Here is a 21,765-nt window from a genome sequence, read left to right on the forward strand (position 1 = left end):
CCGCCCGGTGGGAGCGACCACGGCGCCGCAGTCGGCGTACGGCCGGGGTGGGGCCGTGCAGGGTCGTCCCCGCAGAGGTTGGCGGCAACGGGCGGGCTCCCGACCCCGTAACCCAAGGCCGCCGGCCTCGAGGACACGAGCCCGGAGGGGCCACGCCTCCCACCCACCGGCCTCCGCCGCACCCAACGCGACCCCGCCACCGCACCACCGGCACAAGCCCAAGACCGCATGGCAAGAACAGCCCCCTCCATGTCCAACCGACCCCGAAGGGCCGCACAGTGACCCTCACCGCTCCGGAAGGAACGGCAGCCGCACGGCGGCCGAGCCCACCGGCGAGCCCCCCGCGCGGCGCGAGCCGGGCGCGCCGCGCGTGGCGGGCCTTCTCGCCGTACGCGTACCTCGCCCCGTTCTTCACGCTCTTCGCCGCCTTCGGCCTCTTCCCGCTGCTCTACACGGCGTTCGTGTCGCTCTACCGCGTCGAGCTCCAGACCCCCGGCGACATGGAGTGGCGGGGGCTCGGCAACTACGCCGCGCTCTTCACCGACGAGTTCTTCTGGATCTCGCTGCGCAACACGTTCACCATCGGGGTCATCTCCACGGTCCCGCAGCTCGTGATGGCGCTGGGCCTGGCCCATCTGCTCAACTACAAACTGCGCGGGCGGACGTTCTTCCGTACGGCGATGCTGCTCCCGTACGCCACCTCCGTCGCCGCTGCGACGCTGGTCTTCGCCCAGCTCTTCGGCCGTGACTTCGGGCTCGTCAACTACGTACTGGGGCTGGCCGGCATCGGCCCGGTGGACTGGCAGACGGACACGGTCGCCTCCCAGATCGCCGTGTCGACGATCGTGATCTGGCGCTGGACCGGCTACAACGCGCTGATCTACCTCGCGGGCATGCAGTCCATCCCGAGCGAGCTGTACGAGGCGGCGGAGATGGACGGTGCGTCCCGGTGGCGGCAGTTCTTCCACGTCACGCTGCCCGGCCTGCGTCCGACGATCGTGTTCACCGCCGTCGTGTCGACGATCGGCGCCACCCAGCTCTTCGGTGAGCCGCTGCTGTTCGAGGGGTCGGTGTCGGGCGGAATCTCTCACCAGTACCAGACGCTCGGGCTCTACATGTACGAGCAGGGCTGGGGCTTCTTCCACCTGGGCCGGGCCGCCGCCATCGCCTGGGTGATGTTCCTGTTGATCCTGGTGCTGGTCGGGGTCAACGCCCTGGTCGTGCGCCGCCGTTCCCGCAAGGAGGCCGGCCGATGAGCGCGCGCCGCGCCGGGCGCACCCTGCACGGCGGCAGGGTGGCGTACGCGATCCTCGTCCTCGCCGTCCTGGTGTCGGCCTTCCCGTTCTACTGGACGATCGTCGCCGCCAGCCGTTCCAACGCCGACCTGGCGAAGGTGCCGCCGTCCCTCCTCCCCGGCCCGAACCTGATGCGGAACTTCGAGGCGGTGATGGAGGAGGCGGACATCGGCACGGCGCTGCTCAACTCCCTGATCGTGTCGGGTTCCATCACCGTGGGCACGGTGCTGTGCTGCACCCTCGCCGGGTTCGCCTTCGCCAAGCTGCGCTTCCGTGGCCGGGGCGCGCTGCTCGCCGTCACGGTGGGGACGATGATGATCCCGCCGCAGCTCGGCGTGATCCCGCTGTTCATGCTGATCGCGGAGCTGGAGTGGGTGAACCAGCTCCAGTCGGTGATCCTGCCCGGTCTGGTGTCGGCGTTCGGCGTGTTCTTCATGCGGCAGTTCCTGGTGCAGGCGCTGCCGGACGAGCTGATCGAGGCGGCGCGGGTGGACGGCGCGTCGAGCGCGCGGATCTTCTGGTCGATCGTCGTGCCGATCGCCCGGCCCGGCATGGCGGTGCTGGGGCTGCTGACGTTCATGGCGGCCTGGAACGACTTCTTCTGGCCGATCGTCGCGCTGTCCTCGCAGAACCCGACCGTGCAGGTCGCGCTGCGCCAGCTCGGCGGCGGTTACGTCCACGACCAGTCCGTGATCATGGCGGGCACGCTGCTGGGCACGCTCCCCGTGCTGCTGGTCTTCGGTCTGCTGGGCCGGCAGATCGTCGGCGGCATCATGCAGGGCGCCGTCAAGGGCTGACGCCCCCTCTTCCCTCACCTTCCGTTGGGAGTCCTCTTCCTCATGAACGTCCTCATGAACGAGCCCATGAACGAGCCCATGAACGAGCTCATGAACGCGCTCACCTTTCCGGCCGCCTTCCGCTGGGGCACGGCCACGGCCGCGTACCAGATCGAGGGTGCCGCCGACGAGGACGGCCGGACGCCGTCCATCTGGGACACCTTCAGCCGCAGGCCGGGCGCGGTCCGCAACGGCGACACCGGTGACATCGCCGCGGACCACTACCACCGGATGGCCGAGGACGTCGCCCTGATGAAGGACCTGGGCGTGACGGACTACCGGTTCTCGGTCGCGTGGCCGCGCGTGCAGCCGACGGGGCGGGGACCGGCGGTCCAGAAGGGCCTGGACTTCTACCGCCGGCTCGTCGACGAGCTGCGGGCCGCCGACATCCGGCCGGTCGCCACCCTCTACCACTGGGACCTGCCGCAGGAGCTGGAAGACGCAGGTGGCTGGCCGCAGCGGGAGACGGCCGAGCGGTTCGCCGAGTACGCCGGGCTCGTCGCGGGCGCCCTGGGCGACCGGGTGGCGACGTGGACGACGCTGAACGAACCGTGGTGCGCGGCGTTCCTCGGGTACGCCTCGGGGGAGCACGCCCCGGGCCGTACCGACCCGGCCGCGTCGCTGCGGGCCGCGCACCACCTGAACCTGGCGCACGGGCTGGCCGTTGAGGTGCTGCGCGCCGCCCTCCCGCCGTCGGCGGAGGTCTCACTGACGCTGAACCTGCACGCGGTGCGCGCCCTTTCCGCCTCCACCGAGGACCGGGAGGCGGCGCGGCGCGTCGACGCGCTGGGCAACCGGATCTTCCTGGACCCGGTCTTCCACGGCCGTCTCCCGGAGGACCTGGTGGAGGACACGGCGGCGCTGATGGACTGGGCGTTCGTGCGGGACGGCGATCTGGAGGTGATCGCCTCGCCGGTCGACTCGCTGGGCATCAACTACTACTCCCCGACGGTCGTCGCGGCGGGTACGTCCCGGGCGCCGTCCCCGTGGCCGGGCGCCGAGCCGCACGTCCGTTTCGTACCGGCGCCGGGTCCGCGGACGGCGATGGACTGGCCGGTGGACGCGGACGGGCTGTACGAGCTGCTGACCCGGCTGCGGGACGAGCTGCCCGAGGTGCCGCTGATGGTGACGGAGAACGGCGCAGCGTACGACGACTACGCCGACCCGTCGGGCGAGGTCCACGACCCGGAGCGGGTCGCCTACCTGCACGCGCATCTCGCGGCGGTGCACCGGGCGCTCGCGGACGGGGTGGACGTGCGGGGCTACTTCCTGTGGTCGCTGCTGGACAACTTCGAGTGGGCGTACGGGTACGGCAAGCGGTTCGGCATCGTGCACGTGGACTTCGCGTCACAGCGGCGTACGCCGAAGGACAGCGCCCGCTGGTACGCGGACGTCATCGCACGGGGCGGGCTGCGCGTGCCCCACGGCCCTGGTGGTCCTGGGGGTCCTCGCGGTCCTCGCGGTCCTCGCGGGTGAGCCGGGACTGCTCCCGGTACCGCTTGCGCGCCTCGCGGGCGAGCGGGAGGTAGCGCAGCCGCTCGGGGAGTACGGGGACGACGGCCCGGACGACCCGCCCGAAGCGGCGCAGCGCCCGCTCCTGCTCGTCCGTCCATTCCAGGCCGAGCGCCTCGCGTGCGTCCGGCGGCATCAGCCCGATGGTGACGAAGCGGCGGAACCGGGCGAGCGGCGGGAGCAGCACCGGCCACAGGAGCCGGAGGAGGAGCCGCAGCGGCAGCGGGCCACGGTCGGGCGGGGGGACCGGGCTGTCGGTGGCGACGAGCTCGCGGACGACGACGGTGGCCTCGATCTCCTCGGCGACGACCTTGCGGTAGTAGGGCCAGAACTCCTCGATGGTCTGCGGCATGTCACGGTCGTTGATGCCGAGGACGCGGCCGACCTGGAGCCACTCGGCGTAGAGCTGCCGCTCCTGCGCCTCGGTCATGGGCCGGACCAGGTAGCGGTAGGCGTGGTGGAAGACGGGGAAGCCGGTGGCGTGGACCCAGGCGTAGTTGGCGGGGGTGAGCGCGTGGTACGGGCGGCCCCGGGTGTCGGTGCCCTGGATCGTGGCGTGGAGCTTGCGCAGCCGGCGCCCTTCCCGGGCGGCGTCGGCGCCGCCGTACACCCAGAGCTGGAGGGAGCGCAGGGAGCGCTCGCCGCGGCCCCAGGGATCGGTGCGGAAGACGGAGTGCTCGTCGACGCCGGCGCCGACGGCGGGGTGGGCGACCTGGAGGGTCAGGGCGGCGGGCAGCATGAGCAGGCCCCGGATGTCGCCCGCGAGGCTCCAGAGCACTCCGCCGGGCGGGGGCGGTGCGGGATCGTACGCGGCGGCTGAGGTGCTCATGATCCCAGTATCCGCCGTGGAGAAGTTGGTGTGGTGGTCCGGGGTCCGCAAGATTCCCGGCACACGATGGCTACCGGAAAGTAACCGGGGCTGATTTGATGTGCCGCGCGATGTCCAACCCCCCACTTCCATCTGGAGTTTCCGTGCCGCGATCCGCGAAGCGCACCGCTCTGTCCGCCGCCCTGTCCACCGTGCTCGCCACCGTCGCCGTGGCGGCGACGGCCCCGTCCGCCGCGGCGGCTCCCGAGGCGGCGGGGACGCCCGCGCTGAAGGTGCTCTCGTACAACGCGTTCCTCTTCAGCAAGACCCTCTACCCGAACTGGGGGCAGGACCACCGGGCGAAGGAGATACCGGCGGCGCCGTTCTTCCGGGGCCAGGACGTGGTGGTGCTCCAGGAGGCGTTCGACAACGGTGCCTCCGACACGCTCATGCGCAACGCCGCCTCCCAGTACCCGTACCAGACACCGGTCATGGGGCGTGGCAAGGACGGGTGGGACGCCACGAGCGGCGCGTACTCGGCGACGACGCCGGAGGACGGCGGTGTCACGGTGCTCAGCAAGTGGCCGATCGTCCGCAAGGAGCAGTACGTCTACAAGGACGCCTGCGGCGCCGACTGGTACTCCAACAAGGGCTTCGTCTACGCCGTGCTCGACGTGAACGGCTCCCGCGTCCACGTGGTGGGCACGCACGCCCAGTCGACCGACCCGGGCTGTGACAGCGGCGAGGCGGCCCAGATGCGCAGCCGCCAGTTCAAGGCGATGGACGCCTTCCTGGACGCCAAGAACATCCCGGCGTCGGAGCAGGTGCTGGTGGCGGGTGACTTCAACGTGGACTCGCACAGCGCCGAGTACGCCACGATGCTGGCCGACGCGGGGCTGGCCGGTGCGGACGCGCGCACGGGCCACCCGTACTCCTTCGACACCCGGGACAACTCCATCGCCGCCGAGCGCTACCCGAACGACCCGCGCGAGGACCTCGACTACGTCCTCCACCGGGCCGGTCATGTGAAGCCGGCGGGCTGGACGAACGAGGTGATCAAGGAGCAGAGCGCCCCGTGGACGGTTTCGAGCTGGGGCAAGCAGTACACGTACACGAACCTCTCCGATCACTACCCGGTCGTCGCCGCCGGCCGGTAGGCGCCCGCTTCCGGTGGCGGCCGCTCAGGGCTCGTAGACGTACGGGGTCGTCGTCGAGAGCCGGGTGAACCCGAGGCGCCGGAGGATCGGGCGGCTCCGGTCGGAGGCGTCGACCTGGACGTAGCGGTAGCCGCGCCCGGCCGCGAGGCGGGCGCGGTGCCCGACCAGGGCGCGGTAGATGCCCCTGCCTCGCCACTCCGGCACGGTGCCGCCACCCCACAGGCCGGCGAACGCGGTGCCGGGCGGCAGCTCCAGGCGCGCCGAGCTCACCGGCCGGCCGCCGGCCAGGGCGACAACGGCGGCCACCGTGTCCGGCCGCGCGGCGAGCTGGTCGAGCAGACGGCGCCGCAGGGGCGCGGCGTCCGTGCCGAAAGCCCGCTCGTGGACCTCCGTGACCAGGTCGACCCCGGCCCGGTCCGTGACCGCCCGGATCTCGACGCCCTCGGGCGGCTCGGTGCCGATGCCGTCGAGGCCGTCGAGGCCGGTCGTCTCGGCGACCATCAGGGCCTCCTCCGGCTCGGCCACGAAGCCGGCCGCCCGCAGCCGCTCGCCGAGGTCGGCGGGGCGGTCGTGCGCGTAGAGCTTCCACTCGAAGGCCCGGCCGAGCGAGGCGAAGTGGCGCACCTGCCCCGCGATCGCCTCGTCCGCCCGGGTGGCGTCGAGGTCTGACCACAGCACCCCGTTCCACCCGTGCGCCGGGCCGGTCTGCCGCACCACGTCGCCCACCCGTTCGACGGTGGAGCCCGGCCCGTCGGGCCCCGCGTCCCGCCGCATCTGCCGGTCGAACAGCGCCAGTACCGTCTGGTGATCCATGCGGGCAGCCCAGCAGGGCGGCGTCGGCGCGGCAACCGCTTTTCGGGGTCAGTCGCCGTGGTCGTACACCGTCACCGGTATCCCCCGGGGGAGGAGCCGTCCGGCTATCAGCGGCTCCACGCGGGACCACTTCCCGCCCGACAGCCCGCAGCCGATGCGCGGCATGTGGACGGAGGCGTCCAGCTCGGCGGCCTTGTCGGCGAGCGAGGCCAGGGCGGTGTCGATGGCCTCGTACCGCACCGGCACCCCCTTGCTGCCCGTCCGTATCCCCCGCTGGCCCACCATGTTGGCCACCCACAGATACGGCCCCACCTGGACGTACTGCACGGCGCCCAGCCCGAAGTCGTTCCCGGCGCGCTCGCGGTGCCAGCGGCGGTACGCGGCTTCCGGCTCCGGCCAGCGGCGGGAGAGGGCCAGCACGAAACCCTTGCCCCAGCCGCCCAGGTCGTTGCAGACATGCGCGATGATCTTGACGCCTTTGCCGGCCGGCGTGGTGGCGTCCCCCCGTACGTACACGATCCCCGTCATGCGAACTACCGTACGGGCGACCACTGACAATCACCCACGACTTTCACAGTGATGGTGAGACAGCAATACTGTTGTACTGAAACAGCGCACCAGCCGGAAGTGAGGCCCCACGCATGGCGACCGAGGCGACCGAGCCCCAGGAGCGGCAGCCGACGCTGACCGTCGACGAGCTGGCCGCCCGGGCTGGCGTCACCGTGCGGACCATCCGGTTCTACAGCACCCGTGGCCTGCTGCCGCCGCCGGTGATCGGGCCGCGCCGCGTCGGGCACTACGGGCCGGAGCACCTGTCCCGGCTGGCGCTCATCGAGGAGCTCCAGCACCAGGGCATGACGCTGGCCGCGATCGAACGGTACCTGGAGCAGTTGCCGCCCGACCTGAGCGCCGACGACCTGGCCATCCACCGGGCCCTGGTGGCGACGTGGGCGCCGGACACGCCGGAGGAGATGTCCCGCGCCGAGCTGGAGCGGCGCGCCGGGCGGGCGCTCGGCGAGGAGGACCTGGACCGGCTCGCCGCGATGGACGTACTGGCCCGCACCGGGCCGGACGACACCTTCCGGGTGGACCCGGGCCTGCTGCGGCTGGGCGTGCGGCTGCTGGACGTGCCCATCGCGCACGAGACCATCCTGGCGGCGCGCACGGTCCTGGTGGAGCACACCCGCTCGGCCGCGCACGAGCTGACGCGGCTGTTCCGGGACGAGGTGTGGGGGCCGTACCGGGAGCGCGAGTCGGACCCGGAGCACGTGGCGGCGATGAAGTCGCTCTCCGCCCACATGCAGCCGCTGGTGGTCCAGGCACTCGTCACGGCGTTCCAGCGGTCCCTGAAGGAGGAGCTGCGCGCCGCGTTCCGCGCGGAGTGAGCGGCTTCCGCGCGTGGTGCGCCGGCGGGTGGCACCATGCGGGCCATGGCCATCCTGCTGGAGCACCAGGGGCACGCGCCCACCGTCGACCCGACCGCCTATGTCGCGCCCAACGCCACGCTCTGTGGCGACGTGCGGGTCGGTCCCGGCTGCCGGGTCCTGTTCGGCGCGGTCCTGACGGCCGAGGGCGGGCCGGTGGAGCTGGGTGAGGGCTGCATCGTCATGGAGAACGCGGTGCTGCGCGGCACCCGCCAGGACCCGCTGCGGCTGGGCCGGCACGTACTGGTCGGGCCCGGCGCGTACCTGGTGGGCTGCGAGGCCGCCGACGACGTCTTCTTCGCCACCGGCACGCGCGTGTTCAACGGCGCACGGGTCGGGGCGCGCTGCGAGGTACGGATCAACGGCGTGGTCCATCTGCGCACGGTGCTGGCCGAGGAGACGACCGTGCCGATCGGCTGGGTCGCGGTGGGCGATCCGGGGCAGTTGTTCCCGCCGGACGACCACGGTGAGATCTGGGCCGTGCAGCGGGAACTCGACTTTCCCGGCTATGTGTTCGGCCTCGCCCGCCCGGCGACGGGCGAGTCGCTCATGCCGGAGGTCTCACGCCGCTACGGGCGTGCGCTGGGGCGGCACCGCGACGACCGTCCGGTGCAGGGCGACGGTCCGGTGCAGGACGACCGTCCGGTGCAGGACGACGGTCCGGTGGATCCGGGCGGCCGGCCCGGCGGCGTCTAGGACCGCGCTCGCTACACGCCCTTTGGGTGATGCGTGAGCCAATTCTCGGCAATGGTCCGCTCGGCCGGCTCGGTTCTGGGATTGGCGGCGAGGCGTTCGACGTAGGTTCGGATCATCTCCACCCGGTGCGGGTGGGGAACGGTGAGTACCCCGATCCGCTGCTCCCATGTCGTTCCGCGCAGGACGACCGTCTCATCGAGCGCCATCATGACGAACTCGGGGCAGAAGGCCCCCGAGCCGAGGAGACCGGATTCCACTCCCGCCCCCATCACATCCCAATCCTCCATCAGTTGCACTCTCACCCATCGGAGGATCGGGGACGATTCCGGCTCGGCGAAGTCGACGCCCAGCAGAAACTCTCGCTCCTCTCCCCCGAGGAGTCCGGATTCGGTCGCCAATTGAGACCAGGCGGAGTTGGCCTTGGCGAGCAACTGCGCATCATCCCTGGGAACCACCAGGTCACGTCGGCCGTCCTCACGACGGCAGCTCACACTGAGCCAGGCCGCCTTCACCGGCAATGTCCCGAGTGTCCGATCCACTCCACAGAATCGAAGTCCCGCTTGTGCGAGCAATTCCGCCAACTGTGTTTCGATCATTGCACACCCCCTTCTCGTCTCAGCGGAAGAGCTCCGATCGGACCGGCCGAAAAGGCCGGTCCGATCGGAGCTCACCGCATTTTTTCCTCCGGTCGAACAGGTTGCTAACGGGGGAAGTACGGCAGGATTCTGTCGTAGTTGTGGTTGACGACCCAGCCGATGTCACCGTAACGATTGATCAGGATACGGTAACTGTTCCCGCCGCCAGGAATGTCGTAGATCTTGGCACCGCCCCATTTCCTGGCGATGGCCCCGGGAGTGGTGGGGCGCACCGTGAAGAAGTCCGGGTTACCGTTCTCGTCGAGTCGCTGCGGACGCCCATTGTTGATGATGTCGTCGACGCCGTCATGGACGATGTTGGGTACGTCGCCAGGCCCGCAAATGGGCTTCTTCGCGTTGTGCACGAGGACCGACGTGATGCCGGCGCCCACGTAGTACGTGTGGAAGCCGTCGACCGTCAGGTTGTGCACCCGCATGGACTGGGTCCAGGCGCGAACGCCGAGGAGCTCCTGGAGCTCGCCGCGAGGTGAGCGCAGCCGGTCACCGGCCTTGAGGTCCTTGGCGTCCACCCAGGCGTGCCGGTCGGCGACCCAGAACGGGTGCCCGTCCGTGGCGGTGATGGTGCCAGTGGCGTCACCGGCGGCACCATCGGTGTCGATGGTGAGTGCCCGCAGGCTCTTGCGGCCCTCGCCGACGATCAGATGGGACACGGCGCGGCCCTCGGTCCGGCCGGTTTCGGGGTCGGTCGCCATGACCTGCTCTCCGACCCGGACGCCCTCGATCGGCTTGCGCGTGCCGTCGGCCATGAGGACCGGCGTGCCCGGGGCGAAGCTGTTCTTGGGGTTCTCCCCGACCTTGCACGCCTTGGCGATCTCCTCGAGGATCTCCTCACTCTTCGCGATCAGCTTCTTCGCCTCGGCGGAGTTGTCCAGGAAGTCGTCAAGGCCACCGACGATGCGGCTGAGGGCCTTGGCGATCGCCGGCGTCTCCTTGATGATCTTTAGCGCCTTGCCCCAGGGAAGGCTGCCGACGACGGCCCAGAAGCAGCTTTCGAAGTTGCCCTCGGTGAAGCACTTCTTGATGTCCTCGAAGAGGAGGTCGACGATGATCTGACCGCCGTTCTCGATGAGGAAGTCGGCGAGGTCCTTCTCCGCGAGCCGGCGGGCCTTCTCGTACTCCTCCGGCGAGATGCCTTCGAGCTCCAGCGCGTCGATCTCGTCCTGGGTCAGCTTCCGGGTCTCGCCCTTGCTCGCGGCCGCCTTGGCCGCCGCCTCGCGGGCCTTGCGCTCCTGCTCGCGCTGGTACTCCTCGGCCTTCTTCGCCGCCTCGTCCGCCTCGCGGGCGTACGTGTTGGCGTTCTTGGCCGCCGCTTCCGCCGCCTTGGCGTGGCCTTCGGCCGACTCGGCGAACTTGTTCGCATCGGCGGCGTCCTTCGCCGCCTGGGTGGCAGCGCCCTGGGCGACGCTCGCCTCGTGCTCCGCCAGGCTTGCGGCGCTGTTCGCGGCCACCGCGTGGCTGTCGGCCTCGGCGGCGGCACCCCGGGCACGGGCCGCCTCCGCCTCCGCCTGGTTGGCGGCGTTGCGGGCCGCGGTCGCGTCCCCGTAGGCCTGATTGGCGGCCTGGCGGGCCAGCTTCGCGTCGGCCTGAGCCTGCGCGTCGGCCTGGTTGGCGCGTGCCGCGGCCGCGCGGGCCTTGGCACCTTCCTCGGCGGCCTGCGCCGCCGACTTCATCGCCGCCGCGGCGGAGCGCGCGGCGTTCGCCGACGACCGCGCCGCGTCCGCGGCGGCCTTGAACGCCGGAGCGACCTGGGCGTTCGCCCGCTTGGCGGCGGCTTCCGCCGCCTCGGCGGCCTTCACGGCTTCCGCTGCCTTCGCCTCGGCCGAGGCGACCTGCTCCGCACCCATCTGCTCCGCGGCGGCGGCGACCACCGCGGCGAAGTCGGCGTCGACGTCCTTGCCGGCGAACGGCGCGGTCAGCGCGATGGCCATGTTGGCCGGCTCGGCGATCCCGGCGGCCGTGCCGCGGGCCGCGGCGGCCGCTGTGACGGCGATCGTGGACTGGACCCGCGCCATGGCCGCCTCGCGGACGGCGCCCTGCGCTTCCTCCTTGGTCCGGTTCGCGGCCTGGAGGGAGTTGTTCGCCTCCATGGCGGCGAGCCCGGCGAGACGGGCGGCCTCGTGCGCGGCGATGCCGGCGCGGGCCTCCTGAGCCGTGGCCTCCGCGGCCTTCTGGTTGGCGCGCTGGGCAGCCGCGTGCGTGAGGGCCGCCTGCGCCTCCGCTCGGTTCGCCGCGGCGTTGGCGGCGGCAGCCGCCGCCTCGGCCTTGTTCGCCGCCTCGTTCGCGCGAGCGGCGTGCGCGGTGGCCTGGGCGGCCGCGGCACGCGCCCGGGCGGCCGCACCCGCGGCCTCCGTCGCGGCGGAACGCGCCCGAACGGCCGCCCCGCTCGCGGTGTCGGCGGCGCTCCGGGCCTGACCGGCCGCCGCGCCCGCCGTGTTGGCGTCGGCGCGCGCGGCGTCGGCGGCGGCGCGGGCCACACCCGCGTCGATCGTGCCGCGGCCCGAGGCGGCGATCGCCTCGGTCGCCTTGGCACGGGCCTCCTGCGCCGCGTGCCGCTGCTCGGCCGCGAACGCGGCGTTGCGGGCGTTGCGGGCGTTGACCTCCTCGGCCTGCGCCTTGCGGTCCGCCTCGGCGGCGATACCGTCCTGGCGGGCGGCGTCCGCCCGCGCGGCCGCGGCCGTCGCGGCAGCCGCCTGCGCCTGCGCACGGGCGGCGGAGGCGGTACGGGCCTCGGCCTCGGCGCGCGCACGCGCCGCCGCGGCGATGTCCCGCTCGCGCTCGGCCCGGACCCGGGCCGCCGCGGCGAGGTCGCGCTCACGCTCCGCGATCACGCGCTGCTCGGCCGCCACCTTCGCCTGGCGCTCCGCCTCGATGCGGGCCTCACGGGTCTTGCGGGCGTGCTCCCACGCCTCGCGCTCGGCCTGCTCGGCGGCGAGCCGCGCCGTCTTGGCACGCGCCGCGGCGGTGGCGGCGATCTTCGCCTGCGTCTCGGCGGCCGCGGCCAGCCGGGCGGCGGCACGGGCGTGCTCCTCGGCGTTCGCCCGCCACTTCTTGGCCTGCTGCTCGTGCAGTTCGGCCTGGTTCTTGGCGTTCAGGCCGGCGGCGTCGGCGGCGGTGGCGTCCACCGCGTGCTGCGCCGTCCGGCTCGCCTTCGCGGCGGCATCCGCCGCCGCCGCGATGCCCGTGGCCACCTCGGACCACTGGGTGCCGTGCTCCAGACCCGTCTCCACCAGCACGTCGGCCTGCACCTTGGCCTGGGCGGCCGCGACCTGCGCCGCCTTGGCGGCGTCCTCGGCGTACCCGACCTGACGCGACACCTCGGTCTTGACCGGGTCGTAGTCCGACAGGCGCTTGCCGGCCCGGTCGGCCGCCAGCATCCGGTCCGCCTCGCGTGCGGCCGCCGCTGCCGACGACATGGCGTTGGAGGCGTTCTTCAGCGCCTTGACGGCGTCGCCGTGCGCGGCGATCAGCTTGGTGCGGGCCTCGGCGGCGACGGCGGCCTTGCGGGCCAGCTCGCGCAGCTTCTCCGCCGCCTCCAGGGCCTCCTTCTGCGCCTTCTCGTGCGCGGCGCGGTCGTCGGCATCCTGCTGCGCCGCGACCTGGTAGCCCTTCTCCAGGAACTGCGCGATCACCGCGTCGTCCTTGGAGTCCAGCGCGGCCTGCGCGGCGCGCTTCACCGCGGGACCGCCCACCGATGCCAGCATCGCGACGCGCTTGCGGTTCTCCTCCGCCCGCTTGGCGGCGTTCTGCTTGTCGGCCTCGTCACGCTGCTTGGCGATGTCCGCGCCGAAGGCCAGGAAGTCGGCGCGGTCCTGCGCCGTACCCTTCAGGACCCGCTCGACCTCGGAGTTGAAGAACGGGCCGCCGGTGCCGCGCAGTTGCTCGATCCGCCGCCGGTTCTCCACGTCGGCGCCGGCGCGCTTGTCCTTGGCGCGCTGGCGGGCCTCGGCCTCGCCGCGCTCCAGGAACTCCCGGATCGCATTCGGGTCGGTGCTCGCCAGCGCCTTCTTGGCGGCCTCGCGGACCTCTTCCTCCTCGTCGAACTCCGCGAAGTCCTCGACCAACTGCCGGTCCCGCTCGTCGCTGATCCGGTCGAGTTCGGACTGCGCGGCGGGCGCCGCGGCGCCGGTCTTCGGCTTCAGCTCCGCCGCCAGTTGGTCCAGCGACTGCAGCGTCCGCGTCAGCGACGCCTTCTCCTCACGTACGGAAGTCGCGGCAGCGGCCTCGCCCGTGACGGTGCCCAGCACTGCCACGACGACCGCTGCCGACACGGCTTTCCGCAGGCTCCCGGCCGCGCCCACGCGCAGCCCTCTCCCGGCCCTGGGCCGGAATCTTCCCCACACGGGAAATCCCCCTTGACGAATGGATCGATGAACCCCCGCCCCGGTCAGCGGGCGGGGTGACCGAATGCCGTTCGGCCGACCCCGGTCACGGGCCGGCAGAACCCTTTCGGCGTCAGCTCCGGGTGCGGCTCTCGCCGTCCTGGGCAAGGTCGAACATGGCCTTCCAGAACGCCGCCGCGTGCTCGGCGCCGGCCTGCTCCGCGGCCCAGGCGTTCTGGTGGCTCTCGGCGGTGCCGGAGATCGCCTTCCAGAGCTGCTCCGCCGACTCACGGGACAGCAGGGCGACGGCCCGCCAGTTCTCCGCCTGGTCGGCCGCGGCGGCCTGCTCGGCCAGCCACGCGCGCTGCGCCGCGCCGGCGTGTTCGGAAACCGCCTTCCAGGCCAGTTCCGCCTCGGCACGCGCCCTGGCGGCGTCCGCCGCCCCCTTCACGGCCGCCTCGGCCGCCGTGGCCTCCTGTATCAGGCCCGTCAGCATGTGGTGCCGTACCGCTTCCGCGTCGGCGATCCGCGTCCGGTACGCCTCCAGGTCCAGCACCGCGCCGGTGGCCCAGCCGTAGCCGAAGAACTCCTGCACGTCAGCGTCCGTGGCACCGGGTCGTTGCGCCCACTGCGCCGCGACCCGCACCTGCTCGCCCGGACCCCGCTCACCGACGCCGCGTACGAAGTCGCGGTCCTTGGCGGAGATCTCCAGCCGCTGCCGTTCCCCGGCTTCGCGCGCCGTACGGTCGCGCCCCTGGGCCTCGGCGTACCCCGTCTTCACGAACGCCGCCTGCTCGGCGGCGCCGCCTTTCAGCGCCCGCAGCGCGGCCGCCCGCACTTCGGGGGAGAACCCCTCCGTGTGCGTGGCGACCACACGTTCGCAGAAGGCCTTGTTCCGGGCTCGGGTGTCCCGCGCCCGCTGCTTGGCGTAGTCGAAGCCACCGCCGGGCGCCAGCCACTCGATGAGTGCCTCGTCGCCGCGGGAACTGCGCAGCGCGTTCCACGCCGAGGTCCGCACCTCGGCTGCCGGGTGCGTCTTCGCCAGCGAGGTCACCCTTCGGCGCGCCTCCTCGATGGCCGCGGCCAGCTCGGGCGAGTCCGGCCGGCCGGCCGGAACGACGGAGGCGGTCGCCGTCACCGTCACCGTCGCCGTCGCCGTCGCGGCAGGCGGTGCGGAACTCACGGCACGGGCATCCGCCCACGCCGGTACCTGACCCGTGACCATGACTCCGCCTGCCAGCACGCCGACCACCAAGGTCCTTGCCGACCACCACTGGTGATTAACCATCAGCCCCCCTTGAAAAACGAGTTCACAGCTTCGGAGGGGCAGAGCCGTACGGCCTGCCCGGCCCCTCCATGACGCTCACCGGACGTGAGCGCACGTCCCGTCGGGCAGGCTCACTTGGCCTGCTGGACCTGCCATAGCTGGGCGTCGCTGCGGTTGCACGTCCACAGTTGCGTGTTGATGCCGTTGTCCTTCTTGGCGCTGGGGACGTCCAGGCACATGTTGACCGTGTGCATCGGCTGCAGCTCGTACAGCTTGCGGACGGGGTCGACCAGCGTGAGCTGCCAGCGCTGGTGCGCCTCCTGCCCGCACGCCCACTGCTGGACGACCGCGCCGGGCGTGGTGCCCTTCTTCTCCACTTCGAGGCACTTGCCGCTGCGGACGGAGTGCAGCTCGAAGCTGCCGCCCACCGTGGCGAAGGCGGTCCACTTCTGGGCGTCGCTCCCGTTGCAGGTGTACTGCTGGACGTCGATGCCGTCCGTGGTCTTGGCACCTTCCACGTCCAGGCACTTGCCGCTGTGGGCGGCCGTGATCTGGACGACCGTCTGCGGCAGCTTGGTGCGGGAAAGCGCCTCCGACCGCACGGCCGCCGCGACGGTCATGGCCTCGCGCGCCGCCGCAGCCGCGTCCGCTGCGGGGTCCGCGGCGGCGGCCTGGCGCGCCTTCTCGGCGGCGCTGCGGGCCGCTTCGGCGGCTGTGCCGGCGTTGGTGCCCCCGTCTGCCTGCACGGCGGTCGCGGTGCCGGCCAGCACGGCGACGGTGGCTCCTACGGCCAGGGCGGCCCGGGTGATCCGAGACATGATGGGAACCGTTTCCTCTCGCGTGTTCAAGGTGCTCAGGCGGCCGTGACCGGCTGGATGCGCCACTTGTGGGCGGGCGAGCCGCTGCACGGCCAGAGCTGCGCGCCGGCGCCGTCGTCCTTGCTCGCGGACGTGATGGACAGGCAGCGGGTGGGGGTGCGCGGGGTGTGGGCGGGCTGAAGCTCGTACAGCTCGTTGGCGAGGTCGACCACCCTCAGGCGCCACTGCTGGTTCTGCCGTCCCCCGCACCACCACTGCTGGACGACCGAACCGGCGGTGATGCCGCTGGCCTGTACCTCGAGGCACTTGCCGGTGTGCTTGGCCCGCAGCTCGAAGGTGCCCGCACCGGTGGGCACCATGTCGAACTGCTGATTGTCGGCGTCGTCGGCGCACGCCGACTGGACGGCGTCGGCACCGTTGCGGAGGCTGCCCTTGGCGATGGTGAGGCACTGGCCGCTGTGCTGGGCCTTGAGCTGTACGGCCGGGGCGATCGCGGGCGCGGCGGCAGCGGGCGCGGTGGTGGGCTCGTCGGCGACGGCGACGGTCACGCCGGCGGCGAGCACGGCGACACCGGCCCCGACGGCCAGGACGGATCGGATGATCCGGGACATGGGGGGTTTCCGTTCTTCTCAGGTATGGAGGAGAGGACTGGGCGAGGTCAGCTCGCGAGCGGGGTGGTGATCTTCCAGGAGACGTCCTGGGCGAAGTTCCCCTCCGCGTCGAAACGGTTCTTCGCACTCTTGTCGGCCGCGTACAGGTCGCCCATGAAGTGCCTCAGGAAGCGGCCCGGCCGGCTCGCCGCCTCGAAGGACGTACCGGAGCCGCTCAGGCCCTTCTTGGCGCACCAGGTGGCGTCCTTGCGGAACTGGGCGCTGTTGTCACTCGCGGCCATCCGGACCCGGAGGTCCTTCTGGAGGAGGTAGTGGCCGGGCTTGCGGGCGGACTCGAAGGAGTAGCAGCCCGGCTGGCCGCCCAGCGCGGGCACGACGACCCAGGTGGCGTCCTCGCGGTCGGCCTGCTTGGAGCGCGCGGACAGCGGAGCCAGGAACGCCTCGCCGGCGTCCACACCGGACTGCCGGACGAAGAAGCCGGCCGGCTTGCCGCTCGCCGGCTGCAGCGACTGCCGCTTGGCCCGGTACTGGCTGTCCTCCTTGAGGAACCTCGCGACGTCCTCGTCGCTGCCGGCCAGCGCCTTCTTCGCCATGGTGACCAGGTGCGGGTTCATGCCGGTCTTCTCGGCGGCGGCCTGGATCTGCAGCGAGAGCCTCCGGTTGGCGTCGGCGATCTTCTTGCGGCGCTCCTCGTCGTCCTTCTTGTACGCCTCTTCGGCGCCCGTGTGGATGAACTGCTTCCACACGGCCGGGTCCGGGCTGAGGACCGCGCGCTGCGCCGCCGCGTACAGCTCACTGTCCTTGGCGTCCGCCGGTGCGGCGCGCAGCAGTTCGCGGATGAAGTTGTCGTCGCCGAGGGCGAGCATGGCCTCGGACGGCGTGATGCGGAACAGCGCGGCCGCGTTGACGCGGGCGGCGACCTCCTTGCGGCGCTCTGCCTCCGCCTTGTTCTTCTCGTCCAGTTCCTTGAGCTCGTTGGCCACGTCGCGCCGGCGGGCCTCGCGGGCTCCGTTGGTGATGAACTCCTGCCACGCGGCGGCGTCACCGGCCAGTGCCTGCGCGGCGGCGGCCCGTACCTCGGGACCGGCGGCCTCGTGCCGCATCACGGCGCGGATGAAGTTGTCGTCGCTGAGGTCGAGCAGATCGGTGCTGTTCGGGATGCCGACCGCGATCAGCGCCTGGGACTTCGCGAGCCGGGCCGCGCGCGCGGCGTCGGCCTTGTCCTTCTCACGCTGCTTGTCGACGGCGTACGCCTCGTGGATGCCGGTCACGATGAAGCGGACGTGGTCCTCGGCCGCCTCGCTCGTCATGGCCGACTCGGCGGCCACACGCACCGAATCGAAGCTCTCCCCGCCGTCCCGGGCCTTCTGCCAGAGGGCGAAGACGAAGTCGTGGTCGCTGAGCAGCAGGACGTCCGGGCTTGGTTCCAGGCGCACCACGGCGGCGGCGTCCACGCGCTGCTTGTCGGTGGTCCCGATCCCGGCGGCCGCGGCCACGGCACCCGAGGGAGCCTCAACGGCGGCGAGCGGCGCGACCATGCCGCTGACAGAGGCCAGCGCGGTTGCGGTCACGAGCCCGCGCGTGACGGCCCTCCGCATGCGAGCGGAGTTCGAGTGGCTCTTCGTCATTCTGCTTTCGGTTCCCCCTGCTAGGTCCCGCACCGTGTCCCGAAGGGTGCGGGGTGGTCGGAGGCGCAGTCTTGAAGATCACCACGAGGCGGTCAAAGTGGAATTGTCGGCTCCCACACATGAATTCGCTGATTGGCCGATTTTTAGGCGACTTGCCGCCAATTTCTTGACGGAAACTCACCTTGCGAAGGCTGACAAGGGCTCTGCCCCGGTGCCCCACCGGTCGATCGACCGTTGGCGCGCCATGGCGCCGAACGGCGGCCACTCGTGACGGAAATGTAAGGAAAGAATGTGGGCTAGTACACATCAAGTTGACGCATCGGATGATCGCATACAATGTCGACTGACGATGCGTCCACTTTAGCCGGATATAGGGGGCTTCTGCCGCCCCGGGGCGGGGTGCCTGCCCCTGCTGCGCCGGACACCGTCCAGCGGTGACGTGCGGGGTGGCCGGCGGTCGTACGATCCGCCGGCCACCCGCCGGGGCGCTCAGTCGCTGAACGTCTCGCCCCGTTCCGCCTTCTCCACCAGCAGCGCCGGCGGCTCGAACCGCTCCCCGTACCGCTCGGCCAGCTCCCGCGCCCGCGCGACGAAGCCCGGCAGGCCGCCCTCGTAGCCGTTGATGTACTGGAGCACACCGCCGGTCCACGCCGGGAAGCCGATGCCCATGATGGAACCGATGTTGGCGTCGGCGACCGACATCAGCACGCCCTCCTCCAGGCAGCGGACGGTGTCCAGCGCCTCGGAGAAGAGCATCCGCTCCTTCATGTCCTCGAAGGGGACGGCCGGGGCGCCGGCCTTCGCGAAGTGCTCGCGCAGACCCGGCCACAGGCCCTGCCGCTTGCCCTCCTCGTCGTAGTCGTAGAAGCCCGCCCCGCCACTGCGGCCGGTGCGGCCGAACTCGTCGACCATCCGGTCGATCACCGTGTCCGCGGGGTGCTCCGGCCAGGTGCCGCCCGCTTCCTCGATGGCCTTCCGCGTCTCGTTGCGGATCTTGCGGGGCAGGGTGAGGGTGAGCTCGTCCATCAGGGACAGCACCTTCGCCGGGTAGCCGGCCTGCGCCGCCGCCTGCTCGACGGACGCGGGCTCCACGCCCTCGCCGACCATCGCGACGCCCTCGTTGATGAACTGGCCGATGACGCGCGAGGTGAAGAACCCGCGCGAGTCGTTGACGACGATCGGCGTCTTGTTGATCTGCCGTACGAGGTCGAAGGCGCGCGCCAGCGCCTCGTCGCCGGTGCGCTCGCCCTTGATGATCTCGACGAGCGGCATCTTGTCGACCGGCGAGAAGAAGTGCAGGCCGATGAAGTCGGCCGGGCGCTCGACGCCCTCCGCGAGGAGCGTGATCGGCAGGGTGGAGGTGTTGGAGCACAGCAGCGCGTCCGGCGCGACGATCTCCTGGATCTCCTGGAACACCTTGTGCTTGAGCGCCGTGTCCTCGAAAACCGCCTCGATGACGGCGTCGCAGCCCGCCAGATCGGCCGGGTCGGCGGTCGGGGTGATGCGGGCCAGCAGCGCGTCACGCTTGGCCTCGGTCGTCCGGCCCCGGGACAGCGCCTTGTCGAGCAGTTGGACGGAGTACGCCTTGCCCTTCTCCGCCGCCTCGGCCGACACGTCCTTGAGGACGACGTCGATGCCTGCCTTGGCGCAGGAGTACGCGATGCCGGCGCCCATCATCCCGGCGCCGAGGACGGCGACCTTGCGGACCGGGCGGGGCTCGATGCCCTGGGGGCGGCTGCGGCCCGCGTTGACCGCCTGGAGGTCGAAGAAGAACGCCTGGATCATGTTCTTGGCGGTCCGGCCGGTGACCAGCTCGGTGAAGTAGCGGGACTCGATGGCCAGCGCGGTCTCGAAGTCGACCTGGGAACCCTCGACCGCGGCCGCGAGGATGTTGCGGGGAGCCGGGTAGGGGGCGCCGTTGAGCTGCTTCCTCAGGTTGGCCGGGAAGGCGGGCAGGTTGGCGGCGAACTTGGGGTGCGCCGGGGTGCCGCCGGGGATCTTGTAGCCGGGGACGTCCCAGGGCTGCTGCGACTCGGGGTGGGCGTCGATGAACACCCGGGCCTTGGCGAGCATCTCCTCCTCGGTGGCGGCCACTTCGTGGACCAGGCCGTTCTCCAGGGCCCGCTGCGGCGCGTACTGGGTGCCCTGGAGGAGCACCTTCAGCAGGGCGTCGGCGATGCCCATGAGGCGTACCGTCCGGGTGACGCCGCCGCCTCCGGGCAGCAGGCCGAGGGTGACCTCGGGCAGGCCGATCTTGGAGCCGGGCGCGTCGAGGGCGATGCGGTGGTGGGAGGCGAGGGCGATCTCGTAACCGCCGCCCAGGGCGGCGCCGTTGATGGCGGCGACGACCGGCTTGCCGAGGGTCTCGATGCGGCGCAGGGACCGCTTGATCCCGTTGGCGGCGTCGAAGACCTGCTCGGCGTCGGCGGGCCCGGCCTTCATCAAGTCCTTGAGGTCGCCGCCCGCGAAGAAGGTCTTCTTGGCGGAGGTGTAGATGATGCCCCTGATGGAGTCCTTCTCGGCCTCGGCGCGGTCGGCGATCGCCGCGATCGAGGTCCTGAAGGCCTGGTTCATGGTGTTGGCGGACTGGTCGGGGTCGTCGAGGACGAGGGTGACGACGCCGGTCTCGTCCTGTTCCCAGCGGATGGTGGTGGACTGGCTCATGGTGGTGGCTGCTCCGTAAGGCCGTACGGGAAGAGGACGGGGTCAGACGCGCTCGACGACGGTGGCGATGCCCATGCCGCCGCCGACGCACAGCGTGGCGAGGCCGTAGCGCTTGTCCTGGCGCTCCAGTTCGTCGACGAGGGTGCCGAGGATCATCGCGCCGGTCGCGCCGAGCGGGTGGCCCATGGCGATGGCGCCGCCGTTGACGTTGACCTTGTCCAGGGACAGGCCCATGTCCTTGACGAAGCGCAGCACGACCGCCGCGAACGCCTCGTTGATCTCGACCAGGTCGATGTCGTCGATGGTCAGCCCGGCCTTCGCGAGGGCCTTCTTGGAGGCGGGCGCGGGGCCGGTGAGCATGATGGTCGGCTCGGAGCCGGAGACGGCCACGGAGACGATCCGGGCGCGGGGCGTCAGCCCGTACCGCTCGCCGACCTCCTTGTTGCCGATGGCGACGAGGGCGGCGCCGTCGACGATGCCGGAGGAGTTGCCGGCGTGGTGGACGTGGTCGATCTTCTCGACCCAGTGGTACTTCTGGAGCGCCACGGCGTCGAAGCCGCCCATGTCGCCGATGGCCGCGAAGGAGGGCTTGAGCGAGGCGAGGGAGTCGGCGGTGGTGCCGGGCCGCATGTGCTCGTCGTGGTCGAGGACGACCAGGCCGGCGCGGTCCTTGACCGGGACGACGGACCGGTCGAAGCGGCCGTCCTTCCAGGCGGTGGCGGCCCGTTCCTGGGAGAGGGCGGCGTACTCGTCGACGTCTCGCCGCGAGTAGCCCTCGATGGTGGCGATCAGGTCGGCGCCGATGCCCTGCGGGACGAAGTTGGTGTCCCAGTTGGTCATCGGGTCGTTGAACCAGGCGCCACCGTCGGAGGCCATCGGGACGCGCGACATCGACTCGACGCCGCCCGCGAGGACGAGGTCCTCCCAGCCGGAGCGGACCTTCATCGCGGCCATGTTGACGGCTTCGAGGCCGGAGGCACAGAAGCGGTTCTCCTGTACGCCGGCGACGGTGTCGGGCAGTCCGGCGGCGATGGCGGCGATGCGGGCGATGTCGGAGCCCTGGTCGCCGACCGGGCCGACGACACCGAGGACGATGTCGTCGATCGCCGCGGGGTCGAGGCCGGGGAACCGGCCGCGCAGTTCGTGGATGAGGCCGACCACGAGGTCGATCGGCTTGGTGCCGTGCAGGGCGCCATTGGCCTTTCCGCGGCCGCGCGGGGTGCGGATCGCGTCGTACACGTACGCTTCGGTGCTCACTGGT

17 protein-coding genes are annotated in these 21,765 nt (G+C 71.7%); 6 read left to right on the forward strand and 11 right to left on the reverse strand.

The window, feature by feature from the left end:
* Positions 1–278 precede the first annotated feature (278 nt).
* The 3 genes from AB0J57_RS03320 (at position 279) to AB0J57_RS03330 (ending at position 3,607) form a co-directional block, all read left to right on the forward strand.
* Positions 279–1,256: a sugar ABC transporter permease gene (locus AB0J57_RS03320; RefSeq protein WP_366126196.1), complete on the forward strand. Its 978-nt coding sequence runs from the start codon at positions 279–281 to the stop codon at positions 1,254–1,256.
* On the forward strand, positions 1,253–2,092 hold the full coding sequence (locus tag AB0J57_RS03325; RefSeq protein ID WP_366126197.1) for a carbohydrate ABC transporter permease: 840 nt from the start codon (positions 1,253–1,255) through the stop codon (positions 2,090–2,092). The genes AB0J57_RS03320 and AB0J57_RS03325 overlap by 4 nt, the downstream gene beginning before the upstream one ends.
* 90 nt (positions 2,093–2,182) lie before the next feature.
* On the forward strand, positions 2,183–3,607 hold the full coding sequence (locus tag AB0J57_RS03330; RefSeq protein ID WP_366126465.1) for a GH1 family beta-glucosidase: 1,425 nt from the start codon (positions 2,183–2,185) through the stop codon (positions 3,605–3,607).
* Here AB0J57_RS03330 and AB0J57_RS03335 read toward each other — a convergent pair.
* The gene (locus AB0J57_RS03335) at positions 3,525–4,472 is read right to left on the reverse strand and encodes an oxygenase MpaB family protein (protein ID WP_366126198.1); all 948 of its coding nucleotides are present in this window, start codon (positions 4,470–4,472) and stop codon (positions 3,525–3,527) included. The two genes, AB0J57_RS03330 and AB0J57_RS03335, sit on opposite strands and share 83 nt — an antisense overlap.
* Positions 4,473–4,582: 110 nt before the next feature.
* Here AB0J57_RS03335 and sph point away from each other — a divergent pair, with 110 nt between their 5' ends.
* Positions 4,583–5,608, forward strand: coding sequence for a sphingomyelin phosphodiesterase (gene sph / locus AB0J57_RS03340; protein WP_366126199.1), 1,026 nt, complete (start codon positions 4,583–4,585; stop codon positions 5,606–5,608).
* Between the two features lie 24 nt (positions 5,609–5,632).
* On the opposite strand, the gene AB0J57_RS03345 is transcribed toward sph, so the two are convergent.
* Positions 5,633–6,421, reverse strand: a complete 789-nt coding sequence (locus AB0J57_RS03345) for a GNAT family N-acetyltransferase (RefSeq protein ID WP_366126200.1) — start codon at positions 6,419–6,421, stop codon at positions 5,633–5,635.
* A gap of 48 nt (positions 6,422–6,469) precedes the next feature.
* Positions 6,470–6,949, reverse strand: coding sequence for a macro domain-containing protein (locus AB0J57_RS03350; RefSeq protein ID WP_366126201.1), 480 nt, complete (start codon positions 6,947–6,949; stop codon positions 6,470–6,472).
* A 113-nt stretch (positions 6,950–7,062) separates the two neighbouring features.
* On the opposite strand from AB0J57_RS03350, the gene AB0J57_RS03355 reads away from it, so the two are divergent.
* The gene (locus AB0J57_RS03355) at positions 7,063–7,806 is read left to right on the forward strand and encodes a MerR family transcriptional regulator (RefSeq protein WP_366126202.1); all 744 of its coding nucleotides are present in this window, start codon (positions 7,063–7,065) and stop codon (positions 7,804–7,806) included.
* Positions 7,807–7,851: 45 nt separating this feature from the next.
* A complete protein-coding gene (locus AB0J57_RS03360; RefSeq protein ID WP_366126203.1) occupies positions 7,852–8,541 on the forward strand; it encodes a gamma carbonic anhydrase family protein in 690 nt (229 codons plus the stop codon).
* 11 nt (positions 8,542–8,552) lie between these two features.
* On the opposite strand, the gene AB0J57_RS03365 is transcribed toward AB0J57_RS03360, so the two are convergent.
* From AB0J57_RS03365 to AB0J57_RS03400, 8 genes are all read right to left on the reverse strand, one after another.
* On the reverse strand, positions 8,553–9,137 hold the full coding sequence (locus tag AB0J57_RS03365) for a hypothetical protein (protein WP_366126204.1): 585 nt from the start codon (positions 9,135–9,137) through the stop codon (positions 8,553–8,555).
* A gap of 104 nt (positions 9,138–9,241) precedes the next feature.
* Positions 9,242–13,465: a polymorphic toxin-type HINT domain-containing protein gene (locus tag AB0J57_RS03370; RefSeq protein WP_366126205.1), complete on the reverse strand. Its 4,224-nt coding sequence runs from the start codon at positions 13,463–13,465 to the stop codon at positions 9,242–9,244.
* 184 nt (positions 13,466–13,649) lie between these two features.
* On the reverse strand, positions 13,650–14,699 hold the full coding sequence (locus tag AB0J57_RS03375; RefSeq protein WP_366126206.1) for a hypothetical protein: 1,050 nt from the start codon (positions 14,697–14,699) through the stop codon (positions 13,650–13,652).
* A gap of 215 nt (positions 14,700–14,914) precedes the next feature.
* Positions 14,915–15,601 (reverse strand): RICIN domain-containing protein, encoded by a 687-nt coding sequence (locus tag AB0J57_RS03380; protein WP_366126207.1) that lies wholly within the window; start codon positions 15,599–15,601, stop codon positions 14,915–14,917.
* 35 nt (positions 15,602–15,636) lie between these two features.
* Positions 15,637–16,212 (reverse strand): RICIN domain-containing protein, encoded by a 576-nt coding sequence (locus tag AB0J57_RS03385; protein ID WP_366126208.1) that lies wholly within the window; start codon positions 16,210–16,212, stop codon positions 15,637–15,639.
* Between the two features lie 47 nt (positions 16,213–16,259).
* Positions 16,260–17,783, reverse strand: coding sequence for an AbfB domain-containing protein (locus tag AB0J57_RS03390; RefSeq protein WP_366126209.1), 1,524 nt, complete (start codon positions 17,781–17,783; stop codon positions 16,260–16,262).
* A 546-nt stretch (positions 17,784–18,329) separates the two neighbouring features.
* Complete coding sequence (locus tag AB0J57_RS03395; RefSeq protein WP_366126210.1) at positions 18,330–20,504, reverse strand: 3-hydroxyacyl-CoA dehydrogenase NAD-binding domain-containing protein; 2,175 nt, start codon at positions 20,502–20,504, stop codon at positions 18,330–18,332.
* 42 nt (positions 20,505–20,546) lie between these two features.
* A complete protein-coding gene (locus AB0J57_RS03400; protein WP_366126211.1) occupies positions 20,547–21,761 on the reverse strand; it encodes an acetyl-CoA C-acetyltransferase in 1,215 nt (404 codons plus the stop codon).
* Between the last annotated feature and the right edge of the window lie 4 nt (positions 21,762–21,765).

Origin of the sequence: Streptomyces sp. NPDC049837 (assembly GCF_040674455.1) — a bacterium.
Classification (GTDB): domain Bacteria; phylum Actinomycetota; class Actinomycetes; order Streptomycetales; family Streptomycetaceae; genus Streptomyces.

Excerpts from the sequence above, each read along its gene's own strand:
- AB0J57_RS03325 (WP_366126197.1), top strand. The coding sequence starts at position 1,253 with ATGAGCGCGCGCCGCGCCGGGCGCACCCTGCACGGCGGCAGGGTGGCG.
- AB0J57_RS03330 (WP_366126465.1), top strand. The coding sequence starts at position 2,183 with ATGAACGCGCTCACCTTTCCGGCCGCCTTCCGCTGGGGCACGGCCACG.
- AB0J57_RS03335 (WP_366126198.1), bottom strand. The coding sequence starts at position 4,472 with ATGAGCACCTCAGCCGCCGCGTACGATCCCGCACCGCCCCCGCCCGGC.
- sph (WP_366126199.1), top strand. The coding sequence starts at position 4,583 with ATGTCCAACCCCCCACTTCCATCTGGAGTTTCCGTGCCGCGATCCGCG.
- AB0J57_RS03345 (WP_366126200.1), bottom strand. The coding sequence starts at position 6,421 with ATGGATCACCAGACGGTACTGGCGCTGTTCGACCGGCAGATGCGGCGG.
- AB0J57_RS03350 (WP_366126201.1), bottom strand. The coding sequence starts at position 6,949 with ATGACGGGGATCGTGTACGTACGGGGGGACGCCACCACGCCGGCCGGC.
- AB0J57_RS03355 (WP_366126202.1), top strand. The coding sequence starts at position 7,063 with ATGGCGACCGAGGCGACCGAGCCCCAGGAGCGGCAGCCGACGCTGACC.
- AB0J57_RS03360 (WP_366126203.1), top strand. The coding sequence starts at position 7,852 with ATGGCCATCCTGCTGGAGCACCAGGGGCACGCGCCCACCGTCGACCCG.
- AB0J57_RS03365 (WP_366126204.1), bottom strand. The coding sequence starts at position 9,137 with ATGATCGAAACACAGTTGGCGGAATTGCTCGCACAAGCGGGACTTCGA.
- AB0J57_RS03380 (WP_366126207.1), bottom strand. The coding sequence starts at position 15,601 with ATGTCTCGGATCACCCGGGCCGCCCTGGCCGTAGGAGCCACCGTCGCC.
- AB0J57_RS03385 (WP_366126208.1), bottom strand. The coding sequence starts at position 16,212 with ATGTCCCGGATCATCCGATCCGTCCTGGCCGTCGGGGCCGGTGTCGCC.
- AB0J57_RS03395 (WP_366126210.1), bottom strand. The coding sequence starts at position 20,504 with ATGAGCCAGTCCACCACCATCCGCTGGGAACAGGACGAGACCGGCGTC.